The following is a 24,532-nucleotide window of genomic DNA, read 5'->3' as shown; positions in this document are numbered from 1 at the left end:
GGAGTCCGAGGAGGCTCACCGCGCTCCCGCGGAAAGCGACTCATTCCCCGCAGCCCCTAAAGCACACGCAAACGTCTCGAAATCAAGTCTTCAAGACTCCTGTCAGTTTGTTTAATAAGCATTTGTATCGATATGGGAGAGCTCTTGCGCTTTTTATGTAACCGTTATAGAATGAGGTTTGGATTCGTTTGTGTTTCGTTGAACATACATAGGGGGAAGCGTTAGTGAATATCGTGCAGTTCATCGTGTCAATGTTGTTATTTTTTGTGCTATTCTTCGGAATCTCTTTTTTATTGAATATGATTTTACGTTCTTCGTGGTTGATGGCTATCGTTTATCCGATCATCGTACTATTCATCGTTGATGACTTTTCATGGACAAAGTACTTTTCGGCTCCAGGGACTGCGTTTCCTACAGTTTTTGAACAATTATTCAACCTAAAGCTTGTGGATATCGTCATCTTGGCAAGTGGATTCGTTGGTACCCTGGTGGCTGGAATCGTTATTAAGAAATTACGAAAAAGTGGATACCAAATGTTTTAAAACGGAAAGGCTAACGGCATATTATGCTGTTAGCCTTTTTTAATAATCTTTGTTGAAAAGGACTCGTTTGAATAAAAAAATCGAGCTTGGACATGATTACACCTAGAGGTGATTTCATGAACAAGCGGACGAAGTCTATCTTTTTTATTCTACTGTTCAGCTTTGCTCTTTATAGTACTTTTACGAATGTAACAAACTTATCGCTCTCTGACTTTGACGAATGGCTGGCGTCTAAATTCAGAGGAGAATCCCTGGATGGGGAGACGCTTCTTCAAAAAGATCAAGATTTTAGTGAGAAAAGCTTAAAGATAAAAAATGCTCCGCAGACCTATGTATCCAGTGCGGTCATCGAAGCGGTGGAACTGTTGGAAGATACGATTGATTTCAGTCAATACCCGAGTCAAGAAGTTGTAGCAACTGGTTATACAGCGGGGTATGAATCCACGGGCAAAACGCCTGAGCATCCTGGATACGGAATTACGTATTCAGGTGTTAATGTGAAGCGGGATTTATATTCTACCATTGCTGCGGATTTAGAAATGTTTCCATTAGGGACTGTATTGTTTATTCCTGGTTACGGCTATGGAGTGGTTGCAGATATTGGCGGGGCCATCAAAGGGAATAAGCTCGATCTTTATTTTCCAACCGTGAATGATGTATACAATCAGTGGGGGAAGCAAACGCTCGACGTTTATGTAGTTGAAGAGGGGAACGGCCAACTCTCTGAAGAATACTTGAATAAATTGAATGAGGATGAATCGCTGCAAGTGTTCCGTTCACAAATGACTCAATAAAAAATCTCTTCCGAAAATAAATCGGAAGAGATTTTTTTAGTAGATCAAGGAATGAAGTAGAAAGGTGAGGAGAATACCTGTCAGTCCCCCGAAGAACACTTCAATCGGCTGGTGGCCCAACAGTTCTTTTAGTTCTTCTTTCTTTTGATAGCCTTCTTTTTGCTGCCAGCTTTTGGCTTCACTTACGAACCGGTTGAAGTCGTTGAGTAAGATGTTCAACATAATGGCTTGTTCGCCAGTTTGACGCCTTACTCCTGTACTGTCGAACATGACGATGATACTGAACACGCAGGCAATAGCAAAAACGGATGATCCGAATCCTTGTTCAATTCCAACACCTGTGGCCAGAGCGGTAACAGCTGCGGAGTGACTGCTGGGCATTCCGCCTGTACTGAAGGCGAGGCTGGTATTCAATTGTCTGGATGCTATGAATTGAATAGGGATTTTAATCACTTGGGCGAAAAGAATAGCAGCGATCGACGCCCAAAGGGGGAAGTTTTGCACTAAATCTAATAGCATGTTGACATCCTTTCTGATCTTCCGGGGAATAGAAATGACAATCTATGTAGTTGTTCATTCATACAATAGAGCATGGGTGAACGAATCAAGTGCATCCATAAAATGATGGCATGTTCTTTTTGTAGCGTTTATATGGTGATGGAGCAAAGTCATTATACCATATGTTCCATGGAGCGAGATAGTTATATTCATGTTAAGTTAAGGTCGAAGAAATGATCTTTTTCACAAGGAAAACAAAGTGGGATTGTGTATACTTAAGTTGGAGGTGTATCAATATGTTTACTGTAACAAACGAATGGAATGATACGGGATCGTTACTTGTAGGTCTTTTTGACGAAAAAGAAGTGAACAAGCATATGATCGACAAGGTGAAAGATTCATGTGGAGTCGATCTTGGAGCGTACATAGATGCAGGACATTTGTCTACAGAAAGTAAAAAACTGGATAAGGTTTTAGTCATGAATGAAAGTGACTTGAAGAACATCTATGTCATTGGTCTCGGATCCTCACATAAATTTGACGAAAACAAGTGCCGCAAGACATTTGGTCGTGTATTTCAAAGCTTAATCAAAGACGAAATCTCGTCTGTGACTGTTTTACTTGAGAGTTTTATTCCTGAAGGGGAAGATGTAGAAAGATACTCCGCTCTTCTTTCGGAAGCTATGCTGACGTCTACGTATCGTCTCCCTTCTTTTAAAACCAATCAAAAAGAACCGGTCGACATCAATGAACTCACCGTTTGGACAGAAAGAGAGGAAAAGGTTGTCCTTGAAGGTTTATATAGAGGACAAGCCTTTGCGGATGGGGTGAACACGGCAAGGTATTTGGTTCATCTGCCTGCGAATATTTTGACAGCATCTGAAATGGCAGAGTTTGCTACAACGATGGCGGAAGACTATCAGTTCGAGTTGAGCATTCTAGAGAAAGAAGATATGGAAGAGCTGGGTATGGGAGCTTTATTGGCCGTCAATCAAGGATCTATAGAACCGCCCAAAATGATTGTGCTCAAATATCAGGGACTTGAAGAATGGAAAGATGTCACCGCCCTTGTTGGAAAAGGGATTACTTATGACACAGGTGGCTATTCGATTAAACCGAAAACCGGAATGCCAGGCATGAAAGGTGATATGGGAGGAGCGGCAGCTGTTCTCGGCGCTATGGAAACCATCGGTCAATTGAAGCCGAAAAAGAACGTCATTGCTGTGATTCCATCATCCGACAATATGATATCAGGCGATGCCTTCAAGCCGGATGATGTGATTACGTCTATGAGCGGCTTGACGATTGAAGTTTTGAATACAGATGCAGAAGGCCGTCTTGCCCTTGCTGATGGGGTCACTTACGCTCAGAGTCAGGGTGCGGATCGAGTAATTGATGTCGCTACTTTAACTGGCGGCGTCGTCACGGCACTAGGCACCTGGATGACAGGCGCCATGACAAACGATGAACATTTTTATAAAGATGTTGAGGGCGCAGGGAAATCTGTAGGAGAGCCGATTTGGCTTTTACCTTACAATGATGATTATAAAGCGCAAGTGAGAAAAAGTGCGATTGCTGATTTGAATAACTCGCCGACGAGAAAAGCTCATCCAATCATGGGGGGAGCGTTTGTCGGTGCCTTCGTTGAAAAAGTACCATGGGTTCATTTGGATATCGCAGGTACATCCATTGCTGAAGGTGCGCACGATTTGGGTCCTAAAGGTCCGACAGGTGTCATGTCCAAAACTTTAGCCCAGTATATTGTGAAATAGTTTAAAAACCTCCCGGGGCCGGGAGGTTTTTATGTTTTTATAGGTCCAGACCTCGCACCTCGTAGATAACAGGCGTATAACATATAGGGAGGTTAATGAGCGGGGAGGCTGGGAGATGTTCCAACTGACGTCGTTGTGGCGCAAAATCCGTTCTACGCCACGTAGGCGTGCCATCCTACGCATGGTAGAAAAGAATGTAGGGACTTTCCTTATCGTTCATACGCTGGATGGGTATTATTTCGGAAAAATGGAAAGAGTGTGGGGTGAGGAAGTTTTTATCAGCATTGGCGACCGTATCTATGTAGTCAATATAAACGATATAGAGAATGTTGCACCAAAATGAAAGCACCCACTACAGCTGTAGGGGTGCTTGTTTATTAGTCTTGAATCGCTGCTTCTAGAGCCACTTCGATCATTTCGTTGAATGTCGTTTGGCGTTCTTCCGCTGTCGTTTCTTCACCTGTCAGGATATGGTCACTGACGGTCAGAACGGATAGAGCCTGACGATTGTATTTCGCTGCCAGCGTGTAAAGCGCTGTTGTTTCCATTTCCACTGCCAGCACGTTGTACTTCGCAAGCAAGTTGAAAAGATCCATCGCTTGATCACGGTAGAAGCTGTCGCTGGTAAATACGTTACCGACTTTCAGCTTCAAGCCTTTTTCTGTTCCCGCATCATACGCATTTTTCAAAAGGTTGAAATCAGCGGTCGGTGCAAAGTCAATGCCACCGAAGACCATACGGTTCATTTGGGAATCCGTTGTGGACGTAGAGGCAAGGATGACGTCACGAACTTTAACGTCGCTTTGCAATGCACCACAAGAGCCGACACGGATCAGTTTTTGAACACCGTAGCTTTCCATCAATTCATTGATATAAATGGAGATGGAAGGAACTCCCATGCCTGTTCCCTGAACGGAAATTCTTTCACCTTTATAAGTACCTGTATAACCGTACATGCCTCGTACTTCGTTATAGCATGTCGCATCTTCTAGAAAGTTTTCTGCAATGTATTTCGCTCGTAGCGGATCACCAGGAAGAAGGATCTTGTCTGCAATGTCTCCGGGTTTCGCTCCAATATGTGTTGTCATGGATATGACCTCCTCCATTACTTTTGACTATATAAAATTACCATACCCTTGAATAGAAAACAAATACGAAAAAAAGCGCTGTCATTCTCCCATTTAGCCAAAGTACTGCTTTTCTAAATCATCCAACTGCTTTTTTGCACTCTGGTTGAATTCCGTCTCTCTTCTTTCAAGCTTTGCTTTAAGAGCATCCACTGCTTCTTTTAAAGACTCTTCGTATGAAGGAACTTCCCCTTCAAAAGGCTTGACCGCTTCTTTTTGTACATTCGCTTTTTCATTGTAGCTTAAAGCTTTCCGCTGATGGAAAAAGACTTCTTCTGTTTTGCCGGGGTTATGAAGGTCCCCTTGCATTGGGTGTTTATCGACGGCCAGGACTTTTACAAGATAAAAGCGGTTGCGGTCTTCGACGACTTCACCGATATAAATACCTGTTTTATAATGGGCTTTCACAATGGAGCCGCTTGGAAACTCTGACATACACTCACTCCTCTCACATTCTCCATCTATTGTAACAAAAATTGAAATTGTGAAGATATCGTGAAGCTCTTCATTGGTGAGGTGGATTTTTGATATACTTCTAGTTAGAAGGATGTGTTGCCCTATGATGGAATTTCTATATTTCCCTCAAGATAAATCAGAGTATATTCCTGCGATCGTTATGTTAATGCTTTTTATTGTATTTGCCGCAGTCACAATGATCTGGTTCATTAAAATTTCCCAAAAAGAAGAGCAGAAAGTAGACCAAGCCTACAAAGTCGAAGCGAATGCCAATAAAAAGAATGAAAAGCCACGTTAGAGCCTGAGCCTGACGTGGCTTTTGTTATATTTTATAAATCGATGGAGATACTATCCATGGAGTATTTCATGAACGGAGGATTTATATGAGAATTTCAATCGGGTTATTGATAGCATTTGTGTTTATTCTTAATGGATGTTCGGGGGAAGAGCGCTCTCCTTTGAATACGTCGATTTATAATGCCGACAACGATAAAATTGGCACAGCAACATTGACTGAACAATCGGAAGGAGTCGAGGTGACATTAAAAGTAGAAGGCCTCGAACCTGGGATGCACGCAGTCCATATTCATGAGTTTCCGAAATGTGAAGCTCCTGATTTCAAGAGTGCCGGAAATCACTTCAACCCCCTTTCTAAAGACCATGGTTTGATGAATCCTGAGGGAGCTCACGTCGGGGACATGCCGAATGTGGAAGCAGATCAAAGTGGTATGGTGGATACGAAATTAATGTTGCCTGAAGCCAAGTTGAAAGAAGGTCAGAAGTCTTTACTTAGAGATGAGGGGACATCCATCGTGATTCATAGCGGTGAGGATGATGGGATGACCCAGCCGGCAGGGGATTCAGGGGAACGAATCGCTTGTGGTAAAATTACACTAAAAGCGGACGAAGATGAAACGAGTGATCCGACAGAGCCTGATAAGAAGCAGGAAGGAAATTAAAAAAGTCTCCCTTTGAGGGAGACCTTTTTTTATTGCTCTTGTGCCTTCACCGCCTCAATGATACGGTTGACACCATCTTCGATGATCGATTTCGGAGCGGCTATGTTCAGGCGCATAAATCCTTCTCCTTCTTCACCGAAGGAAGCACCATCGTTCAAGCCCACTTTCGCTTCTTTTTGCATAAAACGCTTCAACTCTGTTTGGTCCATCCCTAGTTTTCTACAGTCCAACCATAGAAGGTAGGTACCTTCTGCTGGAAAAACGCGGATCGAAGATGTTTCGTTATGGAACCGTTGGGTGACGTAATCGCGATGATTTTCCAAAACATCCATTAATTCTATTAACCATTCTTCACCATGATCATAAGCCGCTTCCATGGCTGTCACGCCTAATGTGTTCAGCATTAACATTCCCTGGTTTTTAAAGTAACGGTCAACTTTCTTCTTGTCTGTTTCATCAGGAATGACGACGTAAGAAGCCTGAAGCCCAGCTAAGTTGAACGTTTTGGTTGGTGATAAGCAGGTGATGGTTTGCTTGGCCGCTTCTTCTGATAAACTCGCTATAGGGACGTGGACGTTTCCTTTATAGATCAAATCTGCGTGAATCTCATCCGCAACGACCTTGACGTCGTGTTTTAAGCAGATGTCCATCATTTTTTGCAGTTCTTCTTTTTTCCACACCCGGCCAACGGGATTGTGAGGATTGCAAAGGATGAACATAGAAACGTCATTTTCTTTGATTTTCTTTTCAAAATCAGCGAAATCAATTTCATATTGCTCTTCGTTTAGTTGAAGAGGGTTTTTCACCACATGCCTTCCGTGATCTTTGATGACGCTGTAAAAGGGAGGATAGACCGGAGTCTGAATAATGATATGATCCCCGATTTCTGTGAGCGATTGAATGATCATATGCAAGGATGGAATAACTCCAGGGCTATAAGTGATCCACTCTGGATCTATTTTCCATTTGTGGCGGTTTTCGAGCCAATGAGTGATGCTTTCTTTGACTTTGGCATCAGGTATCGTGTATCCGAAAATTCCGTGTTCTGCTCTTTCTTTTAAAGCATTCGTTACGGCTGATGGAGTCTTGAAGTCCATATCAGCGACCCACATCGGCAGCACTTCTTTATCCTGGTAAAGATCTTCCGCCATATCCCATTTGACGGACCTTGTTCCTTTTCTCGAAACGACTTCTTCAAAACGTTCCATAGCGTTTTCCTCCAATACTCCATTTTGTTATCTATCTTACCCGAATCGGACGGTTGAATGAAAATATGTTGTTTGTGTGCAATGACTCTACGAATAGAACGAAGATACATTGTATAGCTAAGGAAAGAGGATCTCTTAGGAATGGCCGTATCTTCGTGATAAGTATTGGTGAGTGTTTGATAAAAAAGCCCAAAAAAAAAGCAAAGCGAACGTTCGCTCTGCTTACACAGGGGGAATACGAGAAAGTCTTACGTTATTTAATATAACCATCTTTCATAGTTTATAAACCTATTTTTTAATTTTTTTGTTGATTTAAATCATAGAGGAGATTCATTGCGCGAAGGACGTCCTGTTCTGAGAAGTCACGGGCTTTTTTAAGTAGGAGTTTTGAACGTTTCACGCCAATTTCCTGTATGAGAGTTTGTAACTCTTCATCAATTTCTGAGGAGTTTTCCTCATGGTTTTCCAATAATTCAGAGGCAGGGATATCAAGGACAGTTGAAATCTTAAGGATTGTATCCAATTCAGGAATACGTTCGTCAGTTTCATAACTTTCGAGAGTATGGACCCCAATTCTGACTTTCATAGCCAGTTCTTCCTTTGTGAAGTTTTTCAACTCGCGGTATTTGCGGATATTGTTACCAGTGGACATAAGCATACCTCCTCTGTTCTTTCCTATATTATACCACTTTATCGGGGGAGAAATTTCAAACGTTTAGAGAAGTTTAAGTTTACTTTGCTAAATGGTCTCTTTTATGGTAAAATCATTTATTGCGTGAAAAGAAGCGAATAATAATTAAATCAGGAGTTGTATAGCATGTCAGATAAGTTTCAAGAAGGTCAAGTTTTAGAAGGTAAAGTTACAGGAATTCAGCCATACGGTGCGTTCGTTGCTCTAGATGAGCAAGTTCAAGGACTTGTACACATTTCAGAAGTAACTCACGGCTACGTTAAGGATATCAACGAGCATCTTTCCGAAGGTGACGAGGTACAAGTTAAAATTTTGAACATCGATGAAAAGAGCAATAAATATTCTCTTTCTATCCGTGCGACGCAAGAAGCTCCAAAAGCAACACGTCGTCCTCGTAAGCAAGCAGCACCTAAGCAAGAAGAATCAACAGCTGGTTTCAACACGCTGAAAGACAAGCTGGAAGATTGGATCAAACAATCCGACGACCGCGAGAAATTCCGTAAATAAGAAAGATTTGAAAAGGACCTGTTCCATGGAACAGGTCCTTTTTTATGTTGATTCATCTTTTAAGTTTATTCCGCCGGATCAGGTGCCGCGGATTCCTCATGTTCGGCAACCGGTGAAAAATAAAGAGATATGACGATAAGTCCGCTAATACCGACAAGTGTATAAATTACCCGTGACAGCCATGCTCCTTGTTCACCACCGCCGAAAAGTCCAGCGACAAGATCGTATTGAAATAAACCAATCAACCCCCAGTTGATTGCTCCAACAATGACTAGAAGAAGTGCCACACGATTTAACCAATTCATCTAAAACACCTCCTTTTTGTTATACTTTATTAGCTTAAACACAGAAAAAAATATTATACGAATTGCATATCTTTTGAGAATACCTTGGAATTCGGGGATAATATCATCGTACGCTCAGTTTAGAAAGGGGAATTTCATTATGGATGCTTTTACGTTTCATAATCCAACGAAATTAATTTTCGGTAAAGACCAAATTAGTCAATTACCTTCCCAGTTACCGGACGGCACTAAAAAAGTGCTTATTGTATATGGTGGAGGAAGTATAAAGAAAAACGGTGTCTATGACCAAGTGATGAGTCAGTTGAACGAAGCGGGTGTGGAAGTCCAGGAACTATCTGGTGTAGAACCCAACCCTAAACTGACCACTGTGGAAAAAGGGGTGCAGATCTGTAAAGAAGAAAACATCGATTTCCTTCTTGCTGTAGGTGGAGGAAGTGTCATTGATTGTACCAAAACGATTGCAGCTGGAGCGAATTACGACGGAGCTCCATGGGATCTCGTTACAAGAAAAGCGAAGCCTGAATCAGCTCTTCCATTCGGAACCGTACTGACCTTAGCAGCTACAGGGTCCGAAATGAATGCAGGTGCTGTCATAACGAATTGGGAAACGAATGAAAAGTACGGATGGGGTGCAGCTCCTCTAACGAATCCGACTTTCTCTATTCTTGATCCTGCCTACACGGTAAGTGTTCCGAAAGACCAAACGATCTATGGAATTGTTGATATGATGACACACTTGTTTGAGCAGTACTTCCATAACCCAACACAGTCTCCTGTGCAAGATGAGATGGTGGAAGGTGTACTGAGAGCAGTTATTGATACAGCACCTAAGCTTCTTGAAGACCTGGAATCACTCGAACATAGAGAAACGATTCTGTATGCGGGTACCGTTGCGCTGAATGGTATGCTTCAAATGGGTTACCGCGGCGATTGGGCCAGTCATAATATCGAGCATGCAGTATCTGCTGTCTATGATATCCCACACGCGGGCGGACTAGCGATTCTATTCCCGAACTGGATGAAACACAACTTGGAAGTCAACGAACAACGATTTGCTCGTTTGGCTACAAAAGTATTCGGCGTCAATCCAGAAGGAAAAGGGGATAAAGAAGTCGCCGAAGAGGGCATCAAGGCTCTACGTTCCTTCTGGAGTTCAATCGGAGCTCCTGAAACATTAGCTGATTACAATATTGGCGACGACAAATTCGATGTCATCGTCGACCGTGCAATGAAACGAGGACCATTCGGAAACTTCAATCAATTGCATGAAGAAGACGTTCAAAAAATCTTGGAGATGTCTAAATAAAATATGTAAAAAATCGGAGGGTGTGCCCTCCGATTTTTTACGTTTATTTAGCTGATTTGCGGGATTGCGGAAGACTCGATTTCGAGATGTTTCGGGATTCGCTTGCCGCGTTGATCGTCAGGGGTGGCTGGGAAGCAACTCGCTTTCCTGTGGGGGAGTGCCGAGCTTCCTCGGGCGGGCTGCCGCACTAAAGGGATCTCGCCTATCTCCTTCTCCCACGGGATTCTCGCAGCTTCCCACCACCCATTCGATGAATATGAGATACGAACCCCTTTACTGTGGGAGGGTACCTTCTACTATCCTGGTGTTTTAAGCATGAAGCGCTCTATACCACATGCAGAATAGCGCCCTTGGGAGTTTATTCCCCTCCAATTACAATGAGTAAAAGCAGCTTATTCGGGATGTGGTTTCGAGATACTTATATAGCAAAGGGGCGGAGGGGAATGGCTCACCATGCACTTTTTTCCCGCAGCCCCATCCACTCAACAAAAGTCTCGAATGAGTCTTCAACTAAAAGGAGCGTTTGTTGAGTTGGTTGGTTAATATTGGGTAAGTGTTACTCCATAATTTTAACAGATGTATGAAAGTTTCGCATGTATCCGTTTACAATTTCGCGTTTGCTTGATTTGAAGGTAAGGTTTCGATAAAGTGAAATTGGTCAAGCAAAAAATGACGATTTGGAGGGTCATCAATGACACATGTTCGTTTTGATTACGAAAAAGCTTTGCCTTTCTTTGGTGAACATGAACTAGAATACATGCAAGGAGCGGTTTCCCTTGCGCACAAATCCCTGCACGAAAAAACAGGAGCAGGAAATGACTTTTTAGGATGGTTGGATTTACCTGAGGATTACGATAAAGAGGAATTCGCACGTATTAAAAAATCCGCTGAAAAGATCAAATCAGACTCTGATGTTTTGCTGGTCATCGGAATCGGTGGATCATACTTAGGGGCACGTGCTGCGCTTGAAATGTTGAATCATAGTTTTTACAATGAGTTGTCTTCTGAAGACCGAAGCACTCCACAAGTGTTCTTCATTGGTAACAGCATCAGTGCGCCATACATGAATGAACTTTTTGATGTACTTAAAGACAAAGATGTTTCCATCAATGTCATCTCTAAGAGTGGAACGACGACAGAACCGGCCATTGCTTTCCGTATCTTCCGTAAGTTCCTTGAAGAGAAGTATGGCGTAGAAGAAGCGCGTAAACGAATCTATGCAACAACTGACAAAGAAAAAGGGGCCCTTAAGACACTGGCTGGTGAACAAGGCTACGAATCCTTTGTCGTACCGGATGATGTCGGTGGGCGTTATTCTGTTTTGACGGCAGTTGGTCTTCTTCCAATTGCCGCAAGCGGAATCGACATTGATGAAATGATGAAAGGTGCTCAGGCTGCTCAAAGTGAGTTGAGCACAGATAAGCTTTCCGAAAACCCTGCGTATCAGTATGCTGCCGTTAGGAATGTCCTTTATAACAAAGGGAAAACGATTGAAATGCTTGTGAACTATGAGCCATCCCTTCAATATTTCTCTGAGTGGTGGAAGCAATTGTTTGGTGAGAGCGAAGGAAAAGACCAAAAAGGAATTTTCCCTGCTTCTGCAAACTTCTCCACTGATCTGCACTCTCTTGGACAATATGTACAGGAAGGGCGTCGTGATTTGTTTGAAACGGTTTTAAATGTAGAAACACCATCTTCAGACATTACGATCGAGGAAGACAGCCAGAACTTGGACGGTCTTAATTACCTCGCGGGAGCTACAGTGGACGAGGTAAATGAAAAAGCCTACCTTGGAACAATGCTTGCACACACAGACGGAGATGTGCCGAACTTAATCTTGCACCTGCCGAAACGCGATGCTTATACGTTCGGATATCTCGTGTACTTCTTTGAAAAAGCATGTGCCATCAGCGGTTATCTATTGGGTGTGAATCCTTTCGACCAGCCAGGTGTAGAGGCATATAAAGTCAACATGTTTGCACTACTTGGTAAGCCAGGATTCGAAAAAGAAAAAGAAGAACTTGAAAAACGCTTGAAATAAGAAGAAAAGCTCAGGTCCTCCAGAAAATGGATGACCTGAGCTTTTTTTGTTTGGGCATAGTAAGGAATAAAGGAGTGATGACAGTGATTCCATTATCTTCACCAATTACAGGGCAAGTCTACACGTATAACGATGTGGAGAGTGAACTGAAGGCTCTCGGCTTTAAACTTTCCGACAACTGGGATTATGAGCATGGATATTTTGATTACAAAATAGACGATCATGTAGGTTACCAATTCATTCGTCTTCCGTTCGTCGTAACCTCAGGCTCTTTAGATGCACCTGGCGATTATGCCATGATTGAAATGAAAGAACCGTTCCTGCTCTCTCATAAATATAATCCAGGTCTTGATGATAACGTGAAAGAAGGGAACTTTCGTGCGATTTTCGATCAGTTCCAGGAGCCGGTGGATAAAGACGCATCTTTTCCTGAAGAACACATCAATAAGGGAAGAGAGTTGCTTGCCCAAGTTGAACAGGTCTTACTTTCGAAGGGGTGAAAAAACAACAAGTACATCCCCTTCTTCCAATACAATATCAGGGTGAAGGTCGAAGGAGAGATCTTCGCCTTTTTTTATGCCGATAATTTGATAATGTTCTTTCAGGAAGTGTTCAAAAGCTTTGAGCATAGGTTTTCCGATGAGTTCACCACTAATTTTTTCTTCGTGAAATTGCCGTTCTGCCAACAAATGAAGAAGCAGTTCAAATGGCTTGACAGGATCGTTGCGATAGAGCTCCTGGTAGAAGAGACTGCTCATAAAATCATTCGATCGGATGACGGTGTCGGCTCCTGCCCGTTCTGCATTGATTTTTTGTTTTTCTGTCAGTACTTCAGCAATAATAAATAAACCCGGATGGTGTCCTTTCAGTGAAACAATCTGATGAATAACGGTTTGGTCGGACTGTTCTTCTTCCATGGATGGGTCGGAGGTTATGATCGCCATTCTTGCTTCATTTACATTGGCATGTTCAAGCGTTTCTTCGTTCGTGGCACTTCCATTAATGAAGTGCACACTGGATAAACGCTGATAAAATTGGTTCATCGTCCGGTCGATCAGAACAATTTTTTCTTGAAGGTTTTGTTCTTCCAGCATATCCAGCAAGTGACGGGTCCGTTCATTCCATCCAACAAGGATCAAGTGATCGTTTCCTTTATAGGGGACTTTTCCTTCTGATAAGTCCGTTTCATGTTTGACCGTCGAAGCTGAAAGAGTTGCCATATAAAAGGTCACCAGCCCTCCCCCTGATAGAATGAGAAGAATCGCGATGATTTTCCCTGTTGCACTTAAAGGGACATAATCACCATAACCAACGGTGGCGCCTGTCACAAATGCCCACCAGAGACCATCAAAGAAAGTGGGGAAGTTCTCAGGCTCTATGATATGGATGATCAACCCAAATAATGACATGGTAAACAATACTGTAGTCAATAACCGCAAAAACAGCGGCATTTGAATATATAGGCGGATTAAGGATTGCATGCCGTACGCCCCTTTTTTATCCTCAGTATGGCTGTTCCGGTCTTTCTTCAAACATAAAAGGACTTCCTTAATAATAAGGAAATCCTTTTGGAAGCAGGGTCATGATATTTTTCCTTTCAAATCTTTATAGACACAAGACCAGAAGTCTCGATTATCACGATAGGCCTTTGTAATGAACGTAAGCATTTCCTTTCGTTTTTCGTTAAAATCATCAGCATTTTGATCAGGAAGATTTGCTAATGAATCATCAATAAATGCTTGGATTTCGGGAGCACGTGGTCCCCAAGTTCCCACCTCATTTCCTTTGGTGTCGATAAAAATGATTTTAGGGATGGATCTTGACCGTCCGTTTGTCAAATATTGATCCATCAATTCTAAATTTTCATCACGCAAAAGGAAGTGGACGGGGATATGTGCATGCTCTGCAATTTTTAAGAAAATCGGCAAGTTCAGCATCGCATCTCCACACCAGTCCTCTGTAAGAACAATCGCGCGTAATTTCTTGTTTTGTACTTTTTCGAATATGGGCTGATCTTCAACGGGGACCGGGAAGTTTTCATATATATAAATGAAGTCTTTCTGGTGTGTTTGCATGTGATCGACGTAGGTCTGTGCTGTCATTCCTCTGTTAAACCAGTTTTCTAAGTTCATTCCAATTCCTCCTCTAAAAACTCCGTACAGGATCATGTTCCCTCATTAGGATCAGAATAAGCGTCTAATTATAATGGTATTCCCCTTTTTTGGTATGATAAAAGAAAAGGGGGATGATTATGGAAAAAGAACGACTGAATTTTTTAATGGAATTGCTAAACACACCTTCTCCATCCAGCATGGAAATGGAGATACAAAAAAGATGGATCAAAGAGATGCGTCCATTTGCTGACGAAATCAAGACTGACCATGCTGGGAATGCTATCGCTGTATTGAATCCTGAAGCGGAATTCAAAATCCTGTTAGCCGGGCACTGTGATGAAATTGCGCTCGTCATCAACCGTATTGATGATCAAGGTTATCTTCATTTTGACAAAATGGGAGGCATCAACCCGAAAGCAGCCGTAGGAATGAAGGTTAATATACTTGGCTATGAAAAAGAATTGACAGGGGTCATTGGAGTAAACGCTCAACATCATGGTGGATTGAAAGGTGATTTTGGCTTAGACGATCTTTTTATTGACTGTGGAGCCAAATCGAAAGATGAGGTGGAGCAATTTGTTCAAATTGGTGATCTTGCTGTCTATAAAAGGGAACCGGAGCTGTTGATGGATCGATACATAGCCGGACGCGGTCTGGATAACCGTACAGGACAATTTATCGTAGGGGAAGTATTGAGAAGGCTTTCTAAAGAAGAAATTAAAATAGGGGTCTATGCGGCAAGCACCGTCAATGAGGAGACCAACATGGGAGGAGCTTATTTCGCTGCGGCTGGCATTGAACCAACGATGGCAATTGCATGTGATGTAACGTTTGCTACCGATTATCCAGGGGTCAACAAGAATAAACATGGCGACGTACGCTTAGACGGGGGACCTGTACTTGCAAAAGGAGCCCCGATCAACAGGAAGATTAACAAGCTTCTTGAAAGCACAGCCAAATCTCTTGAAATGGACGTGCAGTATGAGCTAACGCCCCGAATGACTGGGACGGATGCTGATAAGATGAGACTTACCGGCAAAGGTGTTCCGGTTAGTCTTGTTTCCCTGCCACTCCGTTATATGCATTCTCCTGTAGAAACTGTAAGCGTTAAGGACATCGAAGAAGAGATCTCCTTATTGGTTGAAATGATTAAGAATATGACAGGAAATGAAAGTCTGAATCCTCTAGAAGATTAATCTGTTCAGCACCGAGGGGTCTCCCTCGGTGTTTTGTTTATTTAAAGCATAATTGGAAAGAATAGCAGATATAATCTTCTATATTAAGGAGTGATCTGCATGGATCGGGAAGCACTGCATCAACAAATTATGACGTTGAAAGGGAAGATCTGCGCCGGGCAACTACAGTTGCATGGATATGATGAATACCTTCTCATGCAACTCGATAAGGTGAAAGATAGTGAAGATGGTCTCGTCGATGTATCCACTGTTTCTTCAACTCTTCGTCTCTTTATAGATGCTACAGAAAAAATGCAGTCTCCATCGGCATAAAAAAAGTCGCTAGAATGCGCCTTTTTTTATTTTCATTCTCATCACACCTCGCCACTATCCGGCGAAGGAAGGTGTGAGGTTGAAATTGAACGGAAGACAATAATAAAAAGTGGAAGCCAACGAAGTATGGCTTCCACTTTTTGTTATTGATTATTGTTTGGGAGAGCGTTTTGTAAATTTTGAGCCATTTCGCTATTTTGGACATTTTTGCCAACTTGCTGCATTCCACCATTGCGATTCATTCTATTTATCCCATACATTGCTGCGGCACCTATGGCCCCAGCTGTTCCTAGTGCTAACCATGAATTTCTTCTACCCATATTTTAATCATTCCTTTTGAAGTAATGGTTTGAAAGGAGTTACATGACTATTCTGCCTCGAATGATGGATATTATAATGGTTTTTTTAGTCCGTTTATGTGTATGGATTTTCTGTGCATGCAAATAGTAAAAGGTAAACATATCAAGGAGGTGAGGAGATGAAAAGGCAATTAACAATTGTAATGGTGGTGCTGCTCACTTCCATTTTATCTGCGTGTGCAGGCGTAAATCAAAATGAGCCGGAAGATGTCAACTATCAACCCACACGTTATGATCAAGACAATCAAAGAAATCGTATGGATCGTGATGAAGATATGAGGCGTGACTTGGATGAACCGATCATAGATAGGGATGAACAAGAGCCAGATCTTGGAGAAGAACCTTCCGAAGATAAACGGGAAGTTGAAGAACAAATGAACATGAACCAGAGGGAATAGTTCTGCCTTTGAAATGATCGTCAATAAATGTCGTTACCTTTTTCATTTAATAAAAGTTGCACTAGTTGGGTCTATTTGGAAAATGCTTTTAAAGCGTTTTCCTTTTTTGTTATGCACGATTGTTTAAATGTATTTAGTCATTCCTAGAGGACTCATTTGATGAAAAAAGAGTGAACCATCGAAGTTCACTCTTCATTGTTACCGACGCAGGGGACGTTCGAGGGTACGAACTTCTTCTTCGATCGAAGAATATTGGGTTTGTAGAACGGTGATCGCGTCGTTTACAGCATAATTATAAAAGTGAGAGGCTAGTGAGTTTTGGAAGTGGGGGCTCTCAATTTTTGATGCCTCTTTAATTTATGCTCCCATTTTAGTGTAAACTAATAGCCCTGGCATGAGCCAGGGCTTCCGTTTTAATGTTTATCTTCGTTTATATAATACTCAACGATGATGAAATCCCTTTTACTCAAGCCTTCTACGAATAAACTCGAATAAGAACTGGCCTTATTCGGGTTTATTTTTTTATTTAAATGTTTATGTGGTGTTTATAAGATAAAATTTCACCGTTCGTTTCAATGACCTGCTGATACCAGTCAAATGAATCTTTCTTAGACCGCTTCATGGTACCGTTTCCTTCATTATCACGGTCAACGTGAATCATGCCGTAGCGTTTTTTCATTTCACCGGTTGTAAAAGACACGATATCAATAATGCCCCAAGGTGTGTAGCCCATTAAATCGACTCCGTCGTACGTCACGGCTTTTTCCACAGCTTCAATGTGGGACTTTAAATATTCGATTCTTGCTTTATCGTGGATTGATCCGTCATCTTCTACTTTATCTACAGCGCCAAATCCATTTTCGACGATAAATAAGGGAATATGATAGCGATCGTAGAAGCGGTTGAGCGTATAGCGCAGCCCTGTTGGATCAATCGCCCAGCCCCAGTCACTTGATTTGATGTACGGATTTTCTACTCCATTTGGCAGGCCGCCGTTGACGATATCACCGCTGTTATCTTGTTCTACGTCACTTTTAACCGTCGTGGACATGTAATAGCTGAAGCCGAGATAATCAACGGTTCCGTTACGTAAAATTTCTTCATCCCCGTCTTCAAATGGAATCTGATAGCCTTCACGCTCAAACTCTTTTAACGCATAGCTCGGGTAATACCCGCGTACGTGCACATCAGGGAAGAAGTAGCGCTGCCTCATCATTTCTTCAGCCAGCATGACGTCTTCCGGGTTGGAGGAGTAAGGATAGATCGGCACGTGAGACACCATGGCTCCAATTTCGAAGTCTGGATTGATTTCCTTTCCTTTCGCAACGGCTAAAGCACTGGCCAGTAATTCGTGGTGGCCGGCCTGGTACATAATTTCCTTCGCGTTTTCTCCTTCTTTTACTGTTACTCCGGAATTTGTCCATAGAAAAATCGGATTGTTGACGTCCATTTTGTTGTTAATTTCATTAAATGTCATCCAGTATTTTACTTTGTCTTTGTAGCGGTTGAAGCAGACTTCTGCGAATTTAGCGAAATAGTCGACCACTTTGCGGCTGCGGAACCCGCCGTATTCTCTAGCTAAGTGGAGCGGCATCTCAAAGTGAGAGAGGGTAATTACAGGCTCGATGCCATGCTTTAATAATTCGTCAAACACATCATCATAAAATTGCAGCCCTTCTTCGTTCGGCTCCGCTTCGTCCCCTTTCGGAAAAATACGGGTCCACCCAATGGAGGTACGCAGGCATTTCAATCCCATCTCAGCAAATAACGCGATGTCTTCCTTATAATGATGGTAAAAATCAATGGCTTCATGGTTTGGATAAAACTCATCTTCCTCAATGTTTGCGGTGATTTTTCTAGGAACGCCATGTTCTCCTGCGGTCATAACGTCAACGACGCTCGGTCCTTTGCCGCCTTCGTTCCATCCGCCTTCGAATTGGTGAGCGGCTAACGCGCCGCCCCATAGAAAATCGTTTGGCATTTGTGTCATGTTTCTTCCTCCTTATTTTACGACTGTCATTAGTTTTTGATTGAATATGCTTTGCTTCAGATCTTCAATGATCACTTCTTCGTAAGCTCCTGCATTCGTAACGATGACCGGAGTGATGGTTTCGAGCCCTTGACTCTGGATGGCTTCTTCATCAAATTCAACAAGGATTTCTCCCTTTTTAAATACCGCCCCGTCTTCTACATGTAAGTTAAAAGGACTTCCGTCGAGTTTGACTGTATCGATTCCTATGTGCACGAGTAACTCTATTCCAGTTTTTGAACGTAATCCGATCGCATGCTTGGTAGGCGCGATCATGACGACAGTGCCATCAAATGGAGCATAAAGTTTATTTTCCGTCGGCTGAATGGCGACTTCTTTACCCATCGCTCCTGAACTGAATACTTCATCGGGCACCTCTGCAAGCGGAATGACGTTCCCGGTGAACGGAGCGTCCACGACTTCTTCATTCACTTTTGCATCAGCCGCAGCAGTCTCGCCAGCCTGACCTTGTTCCTCAACTAACGCTTCACTGCCAGCTTGTTGGGCCGTATCTTCTCCAAATCCAAAAATTTGAATGAGCACGACAGGAAGGACAATGGCGATCAAGGAGCCGATCACAATGCCCCATATTGACATCGGGTAGGCGCTGTCTATGCCGTTCACAATGGTTAATGGCCCCGGCAGTCCGGCATAGGCAAAATAATACGGGTTAAAAAAGCTTGCCGTAATCGCACCGACGGCTCCTGCGATACAGCCAAAGATAAACGGCTTCTTAAATCGCAGGTTAACCCCGTAAATCGCAGGTTCTGTAATCCCGAAGATCCCGGTTATCCCTGCTGAAACACTGACTTTTTTCGTTTCTTGGCTTTTCGCCTTAAGAACGACCCCAAGAACGGCGCCAATCTGGGCAATAACTGCAATGGTCTGATACGCCTGGAAGGAATCGCGACCGTACTGATCAAAGTTAGCGAGCACCATTGGTGTAACACCCCAGTGAACGCCGAAAATAACGAGCACTTGCCATAGCGATCCAATAATCGCTCCAGCCAGGGCTGGTGCATTTTCCGCTAAGAAATTGTAGCCGTTTGCAATCCCGTTAGCCCCTAATGTGGAAAGCGGCCCGATTAACAGAATCGTTAACGGCACCATGACAATCATACAGATGAGCGGTACGAATAATGGCCGTACGACTTCATTCATGTTTTTATTTAGAAACTTCTCAAGATAGGATAAGAGCCAGACTAAGAAAAGCGGCGGCAGTACAGAAGAAGTGTACACCGTTTCTGATAATGCAATGCCTAGGAAAGAAATCGTTTCTCCTGACGCAATCTGTTCAGCCATTGCTGTCCACGTCGGACTGACTAAAGCTGCACTACATGCAACCGCGATATACGTGTTGGCCTTAAAATGTTTCGCTGCGGTCATTGCAATGAAAATAGGTAAGAAGGTAAAAGGCGCCCATGAAATAAAGCTCAACACTTCATAGGTTCCTGTTTCCTGAAATCCGGAAAAAAACAAATTAATTAAAATCAACGAGCCTTGAAGAATACCAGCAGCCGCTAAAATGTAAATAAAGGGAGCGAAAACGGCTGACATCGTGGCAATGACACGGTTGACGATCGTTCCTTGCTTTTCACTTTGATCATCATCCCCCATGTCCATATTTACCAGGCTGGCAAATGCTTCGTAAACCTCACCTACATGCTGACCAATGACGACCTGGAACTGTCCGTTATTCTCTACAACCGTAATAACCCCAGGTAAAGACGTCACCTGTTCCTTGGCCTGCGGTTTCGATCGCTTAAGCACGAGTCGGAGCCGCGTGGCACACCGTGATACCTTAATGATGTTCTCTTCCCCGCCGACTGCCTCTAATATGTCCCCTGCAAGCTTAGAGTAATCTCTCACTTTTTTCGCCAAATGAAACCCTCCTTTTTAATTTGAGTATTCGCTTACATTATAATTTGTACCGGTACAATTTATCAATACCCAAACAAAATAATTATATATTATTAAAACGAGTAAATGAGCCGCAGGGCTGTTTATGCTATAATGCTGGTAAAGTAAGGATTAAAAAGGTAAAGAGGAATGTTTATGTTAAAGTATCAGCAAATTGCAATTGACATCGAAAAATATATTGAAGAGCATAACCTTCAGCAAAGGGATAAACTGCCTGTCCTTGAAAATCTGATGGCACGTTTTAACGTGAGTAAGAGCACCATTACGAAATCCCTGGATCTTCTGGAGAAAAAGGGAGTCGTGTATCAAGTAAGGGGCAGCGGAATTTTTGTCAGAAGACATAACAGGAAAGGATACATCAGTCTGTTATCAAATCAGGGATTTAAAAAGGACCTGGAAGAATTTAATGTCACATCTGAGGTGGTCGAGTTAAAGGTTTGTCAACCGACAGAAGAAGTGGCTTATAACTTGAACATCGATCAGCACCAGAAGGTTTATTATGTGAAGCGCATCCGCTACATTAACGGACAAACACTCTGTCTAGAGGAGTCGTACTATAATAAATCGTCTGTCACCTACTTGAATTGGGAGATTGCTTCTGAGTCGATCTTTCATTACATCCAAGAAGGTCTCGGTTTGAAGGTTGGTTTCTCAGATATTTACCTTCACGTTGATAAACTGAATGAAGAAGAAGCCGCGTATTTAGGATTGAAAGAAGGGGATCCGAAGCTTTTCATGGAGAGTATTTTTCACTTAACGAACGGGCAGCCGTTCGACTTTTCTAAAGTGACGTACAACTATGAACAATCACAGTTCTTTCTACAGGCAAATAGTCATATATTATAAAGCGGAAAGAGAGACCAGAAGATAAGTAAAGCAGTGATGTCAAAAAATGATTATGTGTATAAATGCAGGTAATTCGCATAGTCAAAATACGCGGACTCTGTGGGAAAAGCGCGAGTCGAAGATCCTGTAGGGAAGCGGTGTGTTTTGAAGGAGTGGCGTGAATTCTTTTTAACATAAATCATCCGAACGGATCTCTACAGAATCGTTTGGATGATTTAATGTTTTATGATGGTGAAACAAAACGCACGTCTGATTGGGGCAAGGAGGCAGAAAATAGGACTGAAATTCATTATTATTGCCCCATTTTTATTAGAAGACATCTTCATTAATCATAAAGAACGTTGATTTAGTAGTGTTCTGCAATAGTCTATCTTGTGCAATCATACCCACTCCAACAGCCTTCTAAGCTGTTGGTCTTTTTTTGTTGACGAATTGTTGACGAAACTCGTCAACAACCATTCTTTTTAATCCGAAAAGAACCGAAAACAATCCGATGCAAAACTTTTAACTTGCGATATCATAGGGCTTTGTATAAAATAAGTTTACAATAAAATATCGATTCCATCTTCGGGGCAGGGTGCAATTCCCGACCGACGGTAAGAAGAACGTGGATTCTTCAAGTCCGTGACCCGTATGGTTTGACCATGCGGTGGACCTGGTGAAAGTCCGGGACCGACAGTTAAAGTCTGGATGGGAGAAGATGTCGAACGGATGTGGTAGATTTAACACTACCTCTATTTCCTATGGACACGACTACCCTTAGCCCTAAATGCTACAGGGTTATTTTTATGTGTTTTTATAGGCCGTTTACCTTCATCTGGGATGTGAATCGATGAAAAGATGAAGGAGGAGATCGATGATGGACTCTTATACAGGGCATTCATCAAAACTGCAAAAGTTAGTCATTCTAGCGTTACTTGGTACGATATCTATGGTGTTAATGTTCTTGAAATTTCCGCTTCCTTTTTTACCCCCTTATTTAAAAGTGGATGTTAGTGACATTCCTGCTCTTCTAGCTGCGATTTTATTTTCACCACTCGCAGGTATTGTGGTAGAAGGTTTGAAAAATGCTTTATATATGATTTTTACAGGAGTTTCTGATCCCATAGGGGTCGTTGCGAATTTCTTTGCCGGCGTCCTTTTCATTGTTCCGGTTGCCATTATCTATCGTAAAGGCAAGACGATGAAATCACTCGTTTTAGGTTTGGTTTTTGGTTCCGTCTTTATGGCAGTGACGATGAGTGTGCTCAATTATTTCCTTATCCTCCCTGCGTACAGCTGGTTTATGGGTTGGGAGACAATGAGTACAGATGTGAAATGGATGACGATCGTAGCGGGGATTCTTCCTTTTAATGTGATTAAAGGAGCCATTGCTGGATCATTATTTATTATGTTATTCGTGAAAATGAAGGACTGGATTGAACAAAAAAGTGTACGCCAGTCAGCCGCATAAAGAAAGCGAGGGGCCCATGCCCCTCGCTTTTCATTTGCTTAGTTTTTTTCGTTTTCAATTTCTTCCACGTTATAACGTGCTGTAGGCATGGCTTCCAAACGCTCGACTGGTATGGGGTCACCTGACTTTTCACTCAGACCATAACGTCCCTCTTCCATACGCTTTAGAGCATCTTCTACTTCCATTAATTTTTCTCGCGCCTGTTCATAAAACGTTTGTTCTTTCGCTCTCTCAAATTGATCTGTTCCCTGGTCGCCAGGATGATCAGCAACGCTCGATATTTCACCGGTTCGGTCGTTTTCATAATCTTCTTTAGCTTGATCTTCTTTGTATTCTTCCATTTGCGCTTCCGCTTCTTCTTTCATTTCTAAAAGGCGGTCCTTGAATTTCTGTTTTTGCTTATCATTCAACATGTTAAAAGTGACTCCTTTCGACTATACAGTTCGGTTATTTTTTTAATGGAACGACTCCTACGGTGCATCGGGATAAACACACCAATTCATCAGCTTCATTAACAATTTGTATTTCCCATACCATCGTATTTTTTCCGATATGGGCCGGGGTTGCTGTTCCTTTTACATATCCATCACGAGCACTTTTTATATGATTGGCATTGATTTCTACACCGAAAACTTGTTGTTTAGCAGGGTCAATGTTTAAAAATGCTCCGATGCTCGCAGCGCTCTCGGCTAATGCCACACTTGCTCCACCATGGAGGAACCCCATGGGCTGATGAGTACGGTGATCGACAGGCATGCGAATTTCTACCTTTGTCGGATCTGCCGTCAGAACTTCCATTCCTAGTGCTTCCATCAATGTATTCTTCATCATAGTTTTGTTCATTTTCATCCCGTCCTTTTTTTATTATTCCCATTGTAAAAATGGTCAAACCTTCATGTTACGAACTAAAATCATAAATGACTTATTCAACTATCTGGCAGGATTGTAGAAGACTCAATTTAGAGATGTTTCCGGGGTTCGTTGCCTGGTTGAGCGTTAGGGTTGGTTGGGAAGCTACTCGCTTTCCTGTGGGGGAGTGGCAAGCTTCCTCGGACTTCGTCCTGCGGGATCTCGCCTATCTCCTTTCTCCCACGGGAGTCTCGCAGCTTCCCAACCATCCCATTTGATGTATGCGTGAAACGAACCCCTTTGCCGAGGATGAGTGTCTTTCACAATTCCTGGTCTATAGTATTAAAGCGCTCTATAGCAGGCTTTCCATGTAGAATATACATTCTAGGATCTAAAAGCTAATATGGAAAGCATCGCTATTTATTGAAGTGGTTTCGAGATACTTATATGGCAAAGGGGCGGAGGGGAATGGCGAGACTCCTGTGGGAAAAAAGTGCTTGGTGAGACCCCACAGGACGTGTACTGACCCCATAAAATTGGACACTATGTAATTAGGCTGTTGCTTGATGCTTATTGCGGAATTGGACCGGGCTCATCCTTAGTTTAGACTTGATTCTGGTATTGTTGTATTTTTTCATAAATGTTGAGAGCTCCTCCTTGAAGTGCTCAACACTTTCAAACTCTTTATGATAAAGGAACTCGGATTTCATAATTCCAAAGAAATTTTCTATGACGGCATTATCATGGCAGTTGCCCTTACGTGACATACTTTGTGTAATGCCTGCTTTTTGTAGACGGTCTCGATATTGTTTCATTTGATAATGCCATCCTTGATCGGAATGGATCAGTA

At 42.5% G+C, this 24,532-nt stretch carries 30 protein-coding genes and 1 riboswitch; of the genes, 15 read left to right on the top strand and 15 right to left on the bottom strand.

All coding sequences use genetic code 11. The features are described from left to right. Nucleotides 1-224: 224 nt before the first annotated feature. Together BLS23_RS16460 and BLS23_RS16455 are read left to right on the top strand one after the other, a co-directional pair. Entirely contained in the window at nucleotides 225-542 is a 318-nt protein-coding gene (locus BLS23_RS16460; RefSeq protein WP_244157253.1) for a YuiB family protein, read from the top strand. Nucleotides 543-658: 116 nt separating this feature from the next. Continuing rightward, the gene (locus BLS23_RS16455; protein ID WP_089654137.1) at nucleotides 659-1,336 is read left to right on the top strand and encodes a 3D domain-containing protein; all 678 of its coding nucleotides are present in this window, start codon (nucleotides 659-661) and stop codon (nucleotides 1,334-1,336) included. 36 nt (nucleotides 1,337-1,372) lie between these two features. Here BLS23_RS16455 and BLS23_RS16450 read toward each other — a convergent pair whose 3' ends face one another. Next, entirely contained in the window at nucleotides 1,373-1,855 is a 483-nt protein-coding gene (locus tag BLS23_RS16450) for a divergent PAP2 family protein (protein WP_089654136.1), read from the bottom strand. 275 nt (nucleotides 1,856-2,130) lie between these two features. Between BLS23_RS16450 and BLS23_RS16445 the strand changes: the two genes are divergently transcribed. Beyond that, entirely contained in the window at nucleotides 2,131-3,606 is a 1,476-nt protein-coding gene (locus tag BLS23_RS16445; RefSeq protein WP_089654135.1) for a leucyl aminopeptidase, read from the top strand. Between the two features lie 115 nt (nucleotides 3,607-3,721). Beyond that, entirely contained in the window at nucleotides 3,722-3,949 is a 228-nt protein-coding gene (locus tag BLS23_RS16440; protein WP_089654134.1) for a hypothetical protein, read from the top strand. 34 nt (nucleotides 3,950-3,983) lie between these two features. Here the strand turns inward: BLS23_RS16440 and deoD are convergent, their stop codons facing one another. Both deoD and kapB read right to left on the bottom strand, forming a co-directional pair. Further along, nucleotides 3,984-4,694 (bottom strand): purine-nucleoside phosphorylase, encoded by a 711-nt coding sequence (gene deoD / locus BLS23_RS16435; RefSeq protein ID WP_089654133.1) that lies wholly within the window; start codon nucleotides 4,692-4,694, stop codon nucleotides 3,984-3,986. Between the two features lie 93 nt (nucleotides 4,695-4,787). Further along, nucleotides 4,788-5,168 carry a kinase-associated lipoprotein KapB gene (kapB, locus tag BLS23_RS16430; RefSeq protein ID WP_089654132.1) on the bottom strand — a complete coding sequence of 127 codons (381 nt, stop codon included), beginning with the start codon at nucleotides 5,166-5,168 and terminating at the stop codon, nucleotides 4,788-4,790. Nucleotides 5,169-5,292: 124 nt separating this feature from the next. Here kapB and BLS23_RS16425 point away from each other — a divergent pair, with 124 nt between their 5' ends. Together BLS23_RS16425 and BLS23_RS16420 are read left to right on the top strand one after the other, a co-directional pair. Then, complete coding sequence (locus BLS23_RS16425; RefSeq protein WP_089654131.1) at nucleotides 5,293-5,487, top strand: hypothetical protein; 195 nt, start codon at nucleotides 5,293-5,295, stop codon at nucleotides 5,485-5,487. Nucleotides 5,488-5,572: 85 nt separating this feature from the next. Beyond that, nucleotides 5,573-6,148, top strand: coding sequence for a superoxide dismutase family protein (locus tag BLS23_RS16420; protein WP_181898549.1), 576 nt, complete (start codon nucleotides 5,573-5,575; stop codon nucleotides 6,146-6,148). Between the two features lie 29 nt (nucleotides 6,149-6,177). Here BLS23_RS16420 and BLS23_RS16415 read toward each other — a convergent pair whose 3' ends face one another. Both BLS23_RS16415 and BLS23_RS16410 read right to left on the bottom strand, forming a co-directional pair. Next, nucleotides 6,178-7,356, bottom strand: coding sequence for a MalY/PatB family protein (locus BLS23_RS16415; RefSeq protein WP_089654130.1), 1,179 nt, complete (start codon nucleotides 7,354-7,356; stop codon nucleotides 6,178-6,180). A 295-nt stretch (nucleotides 7,357-7,651) separates the two neighbouring features. Continuing rightward, entirely contained in the window at nucleotides 7,652-8,008 is a 357-nt protein-coding gene (locus BLS23_RS16410; RefSeq protein WP_089654129.1) for a helix-turn-helix domain-containing protein, read from the bottom strand. A 165-nt stretch (nucleotides 8,009-8,173) separates the two neighbouring features. Here BLS23_RS16410 and yugI point away from each other — a divergent pair, with 165 nt between their 5' ends. After that, nucleotides 8,174-8,554, top strand: a complete 381-nt coding sequence (gene yugI, locus BLS23_RS16405; protein ID WP_089654128.1) for a S1 domain-containing post-transcriptional regulator GSP13 — start codon at nucleotides 8,174-8,176, stop codon at nucleotides 8,552-8,554. A 65-nt stretch (nucleotides 8,555-8,619) separates the two neighbouring features. Here the strand turns inward: yugI and BLS23_RS16400 are convergent, their stop codons facing one another. Continuing rightward, the gene (locus BLS23_RS16400; protein ID WP_089654127.1) at nucleotides 8,620-8,859 is read right to left on the bottom strand and encodes a DUF378 domain-containing protein; all 240 of its coding nucleotides are present in this window, start codon (nucleotides 8,857-8,859) and stop codon (nucleotides 8,620-8,622) included. A gap of 139 nt (nucleotides 8,860-8,998) precedes the next feature. On the opposite strand from BLS23_RS16400, the gene BLS23_RS16395 reads away from it, so the two are divergent. The 3 genes from BLS23_RS16395 to BLS23_RS16385 all read left to right on the top strand — a co-directional run bounded on the left by BLS23_RS16395 (nucleotide 8,999) and on the right by BLS23_RS16385 (nucleotide 12,706). After that, entirely contained in the window at nucleotides 8,999-10,165 is a 1,167-nt protein-coding gene (locus BLS23_RS16395) for an iron-containing alcohol dehydrogenase (RefSeq protein WP_089654126.1), read from the top strand. A 691-nt stretch (nucleotides 10,166-10,856) separates the two neighbouring features. Next, the gene (locus BLS23_RS16390) at nucleotides 10,857-12,206 is read left to right on the top strand and encodes a glucose-6-phosphate isomerase (RefSeq protein WP_089654125.1); all 1,350 of its coding nucleotides are present in this window, start codon (nucleotides 10,857-10,859) and stop codon (nucleotides 12,204-12,206) included. Between the two features lie 83 nt (nucleotides 12,207-12,289). Next, nucleotides 12,290-12,706 carry a YugN-like family protein gene (locus BLS23_RS16385; protein WP_181898550.1) on the top strand — a complete coding sequence of 139 codons (417 nt, stop codon included), beginning with the start codon at nucleotides 12,290-12,292 and terminating at the stop codon, nucleotides 12,704-12,706. Here BLS23_RS16385 and BLS23_RS16380 read toward each other — a convergent pair. Together BLS23_RS16380 and BLS23_RS16375 are read right to left on the bottom strand one after the other, a co-directional pair. Continuing rightward, a complete protein-coding gene (locus BLS23_RS16380) occupies nucleotides 12,689-13,738 on the bottom strand; it encodes a potassium channel family protein (RefSeq protein WP_244157252.1) in 1,050 nt (349 codons plus the stop codon). The genes BLS23_RS16385 and BLS23_RS16380 overlap by 18 nt on opposite strands. 48 nt (nucleotides 13,739-13,786) lie before the next feature. Then, nucleotides 13,787-14,338, bottom strand: a complete 552-nt coding sequence (locus BLS23_RS16375) for a thioredoxin family protein (RefSeq protein WP_089654123.1) — start codon at nucleotides 14,336-14,338, stop codon at nucleotides 13,787-13,789. Nucleotides 14,339-14,457: 119 nt separating this feature from the next. On the opposite strand from BLS23_RS16375, the gene BLS23_RS16370 reads away from it, so the two are divergent. Together BLS23_RS16370 and BLS23_RS16365 are read left to right on the top strand one after the other, a co-directional pair. Next, a complete protein-coding gene (locus BLS23_RS16370) occupies nucleotides 14,458-15,516 on the top strand; it encodes a M20/M25/M40 family metallo-hydrolase (RefSeq protein WP_089654122.1) in 1,059 nt (352 codons plus the stop codon). A 99-nt stretch (nucleotides 15,517-15,615) separates the two neighbouring features. Further along, entirely contained in the window at nucleotides 15,616-15,828 is a 213-nt protein-coding gene (locus tag BLS23_RS16365) for a hypothetical protein (protein ID WP_089654121.1), read from the top strand. 143 nt (nucleotides 15,829-15,971) lie between these two features. Here the strand turns inward: BLS23_RS16365 and BLS23_RS21830 are convergent, their stop codons facing one another. Further along, on the bottom strand, nucleotides 15,972-16,148 hold the full coding sequence (locus BLS23_RS21830; protein ID WP_167356105.1) for a hypothetical protein: 177 nt from the start codon (nucleotides 16,146-16,148) through the stop codon (nucleotides 15,972-15,974). A 158-nt stretch (nucleotides 16,149-16,306) separates the two neighbouring features. On the opposite strand from BLS23_RS21830, the gene BLS23_RS16360 reads away from it, so the two are divergent. Further along, nucleotides 16,307-16,585: a hypothetical protein gene (locus BLS23_RS16360; protein ID WP_089654120.1), complete on the top strand. Its 279-nt coding sequence runs from the start codon at nucleotides 16,307-16,309 to the stop codon at nucleotides 16,583-16,585. A gap of 198 nt (nucleotides 16,586-16,783) precedes the next feature. Here the strand turns inward: BLS23_RS16360 and BLS23_RS22275 are convergent, their stop codons facing one another. The 3 genes from BLS23_RS22275 to BLS23_RS16345 all read right to left on the bottom strand — a co-directional run bounded on the left by BLS23_RS22275 (nucleotide 16,784) and on the right by BLS23_RS16345 (nucleotide 20,495). Next, nucleotides 16,784-16,924 carry a DUF2164 family protein gene (locus BLS23_RS22275; protein ID WP_425250624.1) on the bottom strand — a complete coding sequence of 47 codons (141 nt, stop codon included), beginning with the start codon at nucleotides 16,922-16,924 and terminating at the stop codon, nucleotides 16,784-16,786. A gap of 187 nt (nucleotides 16,925-17,111) precedes the next feature. Next, complete coding sequence (bglA, locus tag BLS23_RS16350; RefSeq protein ID WP_089654119.1) at nucleotides 17,112-18,575, bottom strand: 6-phospho-beta-glucosidase BglA; 1,464 nt, start codon at nucleotides 18,573-18,575, stop codon at nucleotides 17,112-17,114. A gap of 12 nt (nucleotides 18,576-18,587) precedes the next feature. Beyond that, nucleotides 18,588-20,495 carry a beta-glucoside-specific PTS transporter subunit IIABC gene (locus BLS23_RS16345; RefSeq protein ID WP_089654118.1) on the bottom strand — a complete coding sequence of 636 codons (1,908 nt, stop codon included), beginning with the start codon at nucleotides 20,493-20,495 and terminating at the stop codon, nucleotides 18,588-18,590. Between the two features lie 174 nt (nucleotides 20,496-20,669). Here BLS23_RS16345 and BLS23_RS16340 point away from each other — a divergent pair, with 174 nt between their 5' ends. Further along, the gene (locus tag BLS23_RS16340; RefSeq protein ID WP_089654117.1) at nucleotides 20,670-21,380 is read left to right on the top strand and encodes a GntR family transcriptional regulator; all 711 of its coding nucleotides are present in this window, start codon (nucleotides 20,670-20,672) and stop codon (nucleotides 21,378-21,380) included. A gap of 559 nt (nucleotides 21,381-21,939) precedes the next feature. Further along, nucleotides 21,940-22,086: riboswitch (FMN riboswitch) on the top strand. A 153-nt stretch (nucleotides 22,087-22,239) separates the two neighbouring features. Beyond that, complete coding sequence (locus BLS23_RS16335) at nucleotides 22,240-22,833, top strand: ECF transporter S component (protein ID WP_089654193.1); 594 nt, start codon at nucleotides 22,240-22,242, stop codon at nucleotides 22,831-22,833. 38 nt (nucleotides 22,834-22,871) lie between these two features. Here the strand turns inward: BLS23_RS16335 and BLS23_RS16330 are convergent, their stop codons facing one another. From BLS23_RS16330 to BLS23_RS16320, 3 genes are all read right to left on the bottom strand, one after another. Continuing rightward, nucleotides 22,872-23,246: a TraR/DksA C4-type zinc finger protein gene (locus tag BLS23_RS16330; protein ID WP_089654116.1), complete on the bottom strand. Its 375-nt coding sequence runs from the start codon at nucleotides 23,244-23,246 to the stop codon at nucleotides 22,872-22,874. Nucleotides 23,247-23,280: 34 nt separating this feature from the next. Further along, a complete protein-coding gene (locus BLS23_RS16325; RefSeq protein ID WP_089654115.1) occupies nucleotides 23,281-23,676 on the bottom strand; it encodes a hotdog fold thioesterase in 396 nt (131 codons plus the stop codon). A 557-nt stretch (nucleotides 23,677-24,233) separates the two neighbouring features. Then, nucleotides 24,234-24,532 (bottom strand): IS3 family transposase (locus tag BLS23_RS16320; protein ID WP_143015291.1); only part of this gene is annotated, 299 nt, incomplete at its 5' end.

The organism is Halobacillus aidingensis (assembly GCF_900104185.1).
GTDB lineage: Bacteria > Bacillota > Bacilli > Bacillales > Halobacillaceae > Halobacillus > Halobacillus aidingensis.
The sequence above is the reverse complement of the archived record's forward strand: the minus strand, read 5'-3'. Positions and strand labels throughout refer to the sequence as shown.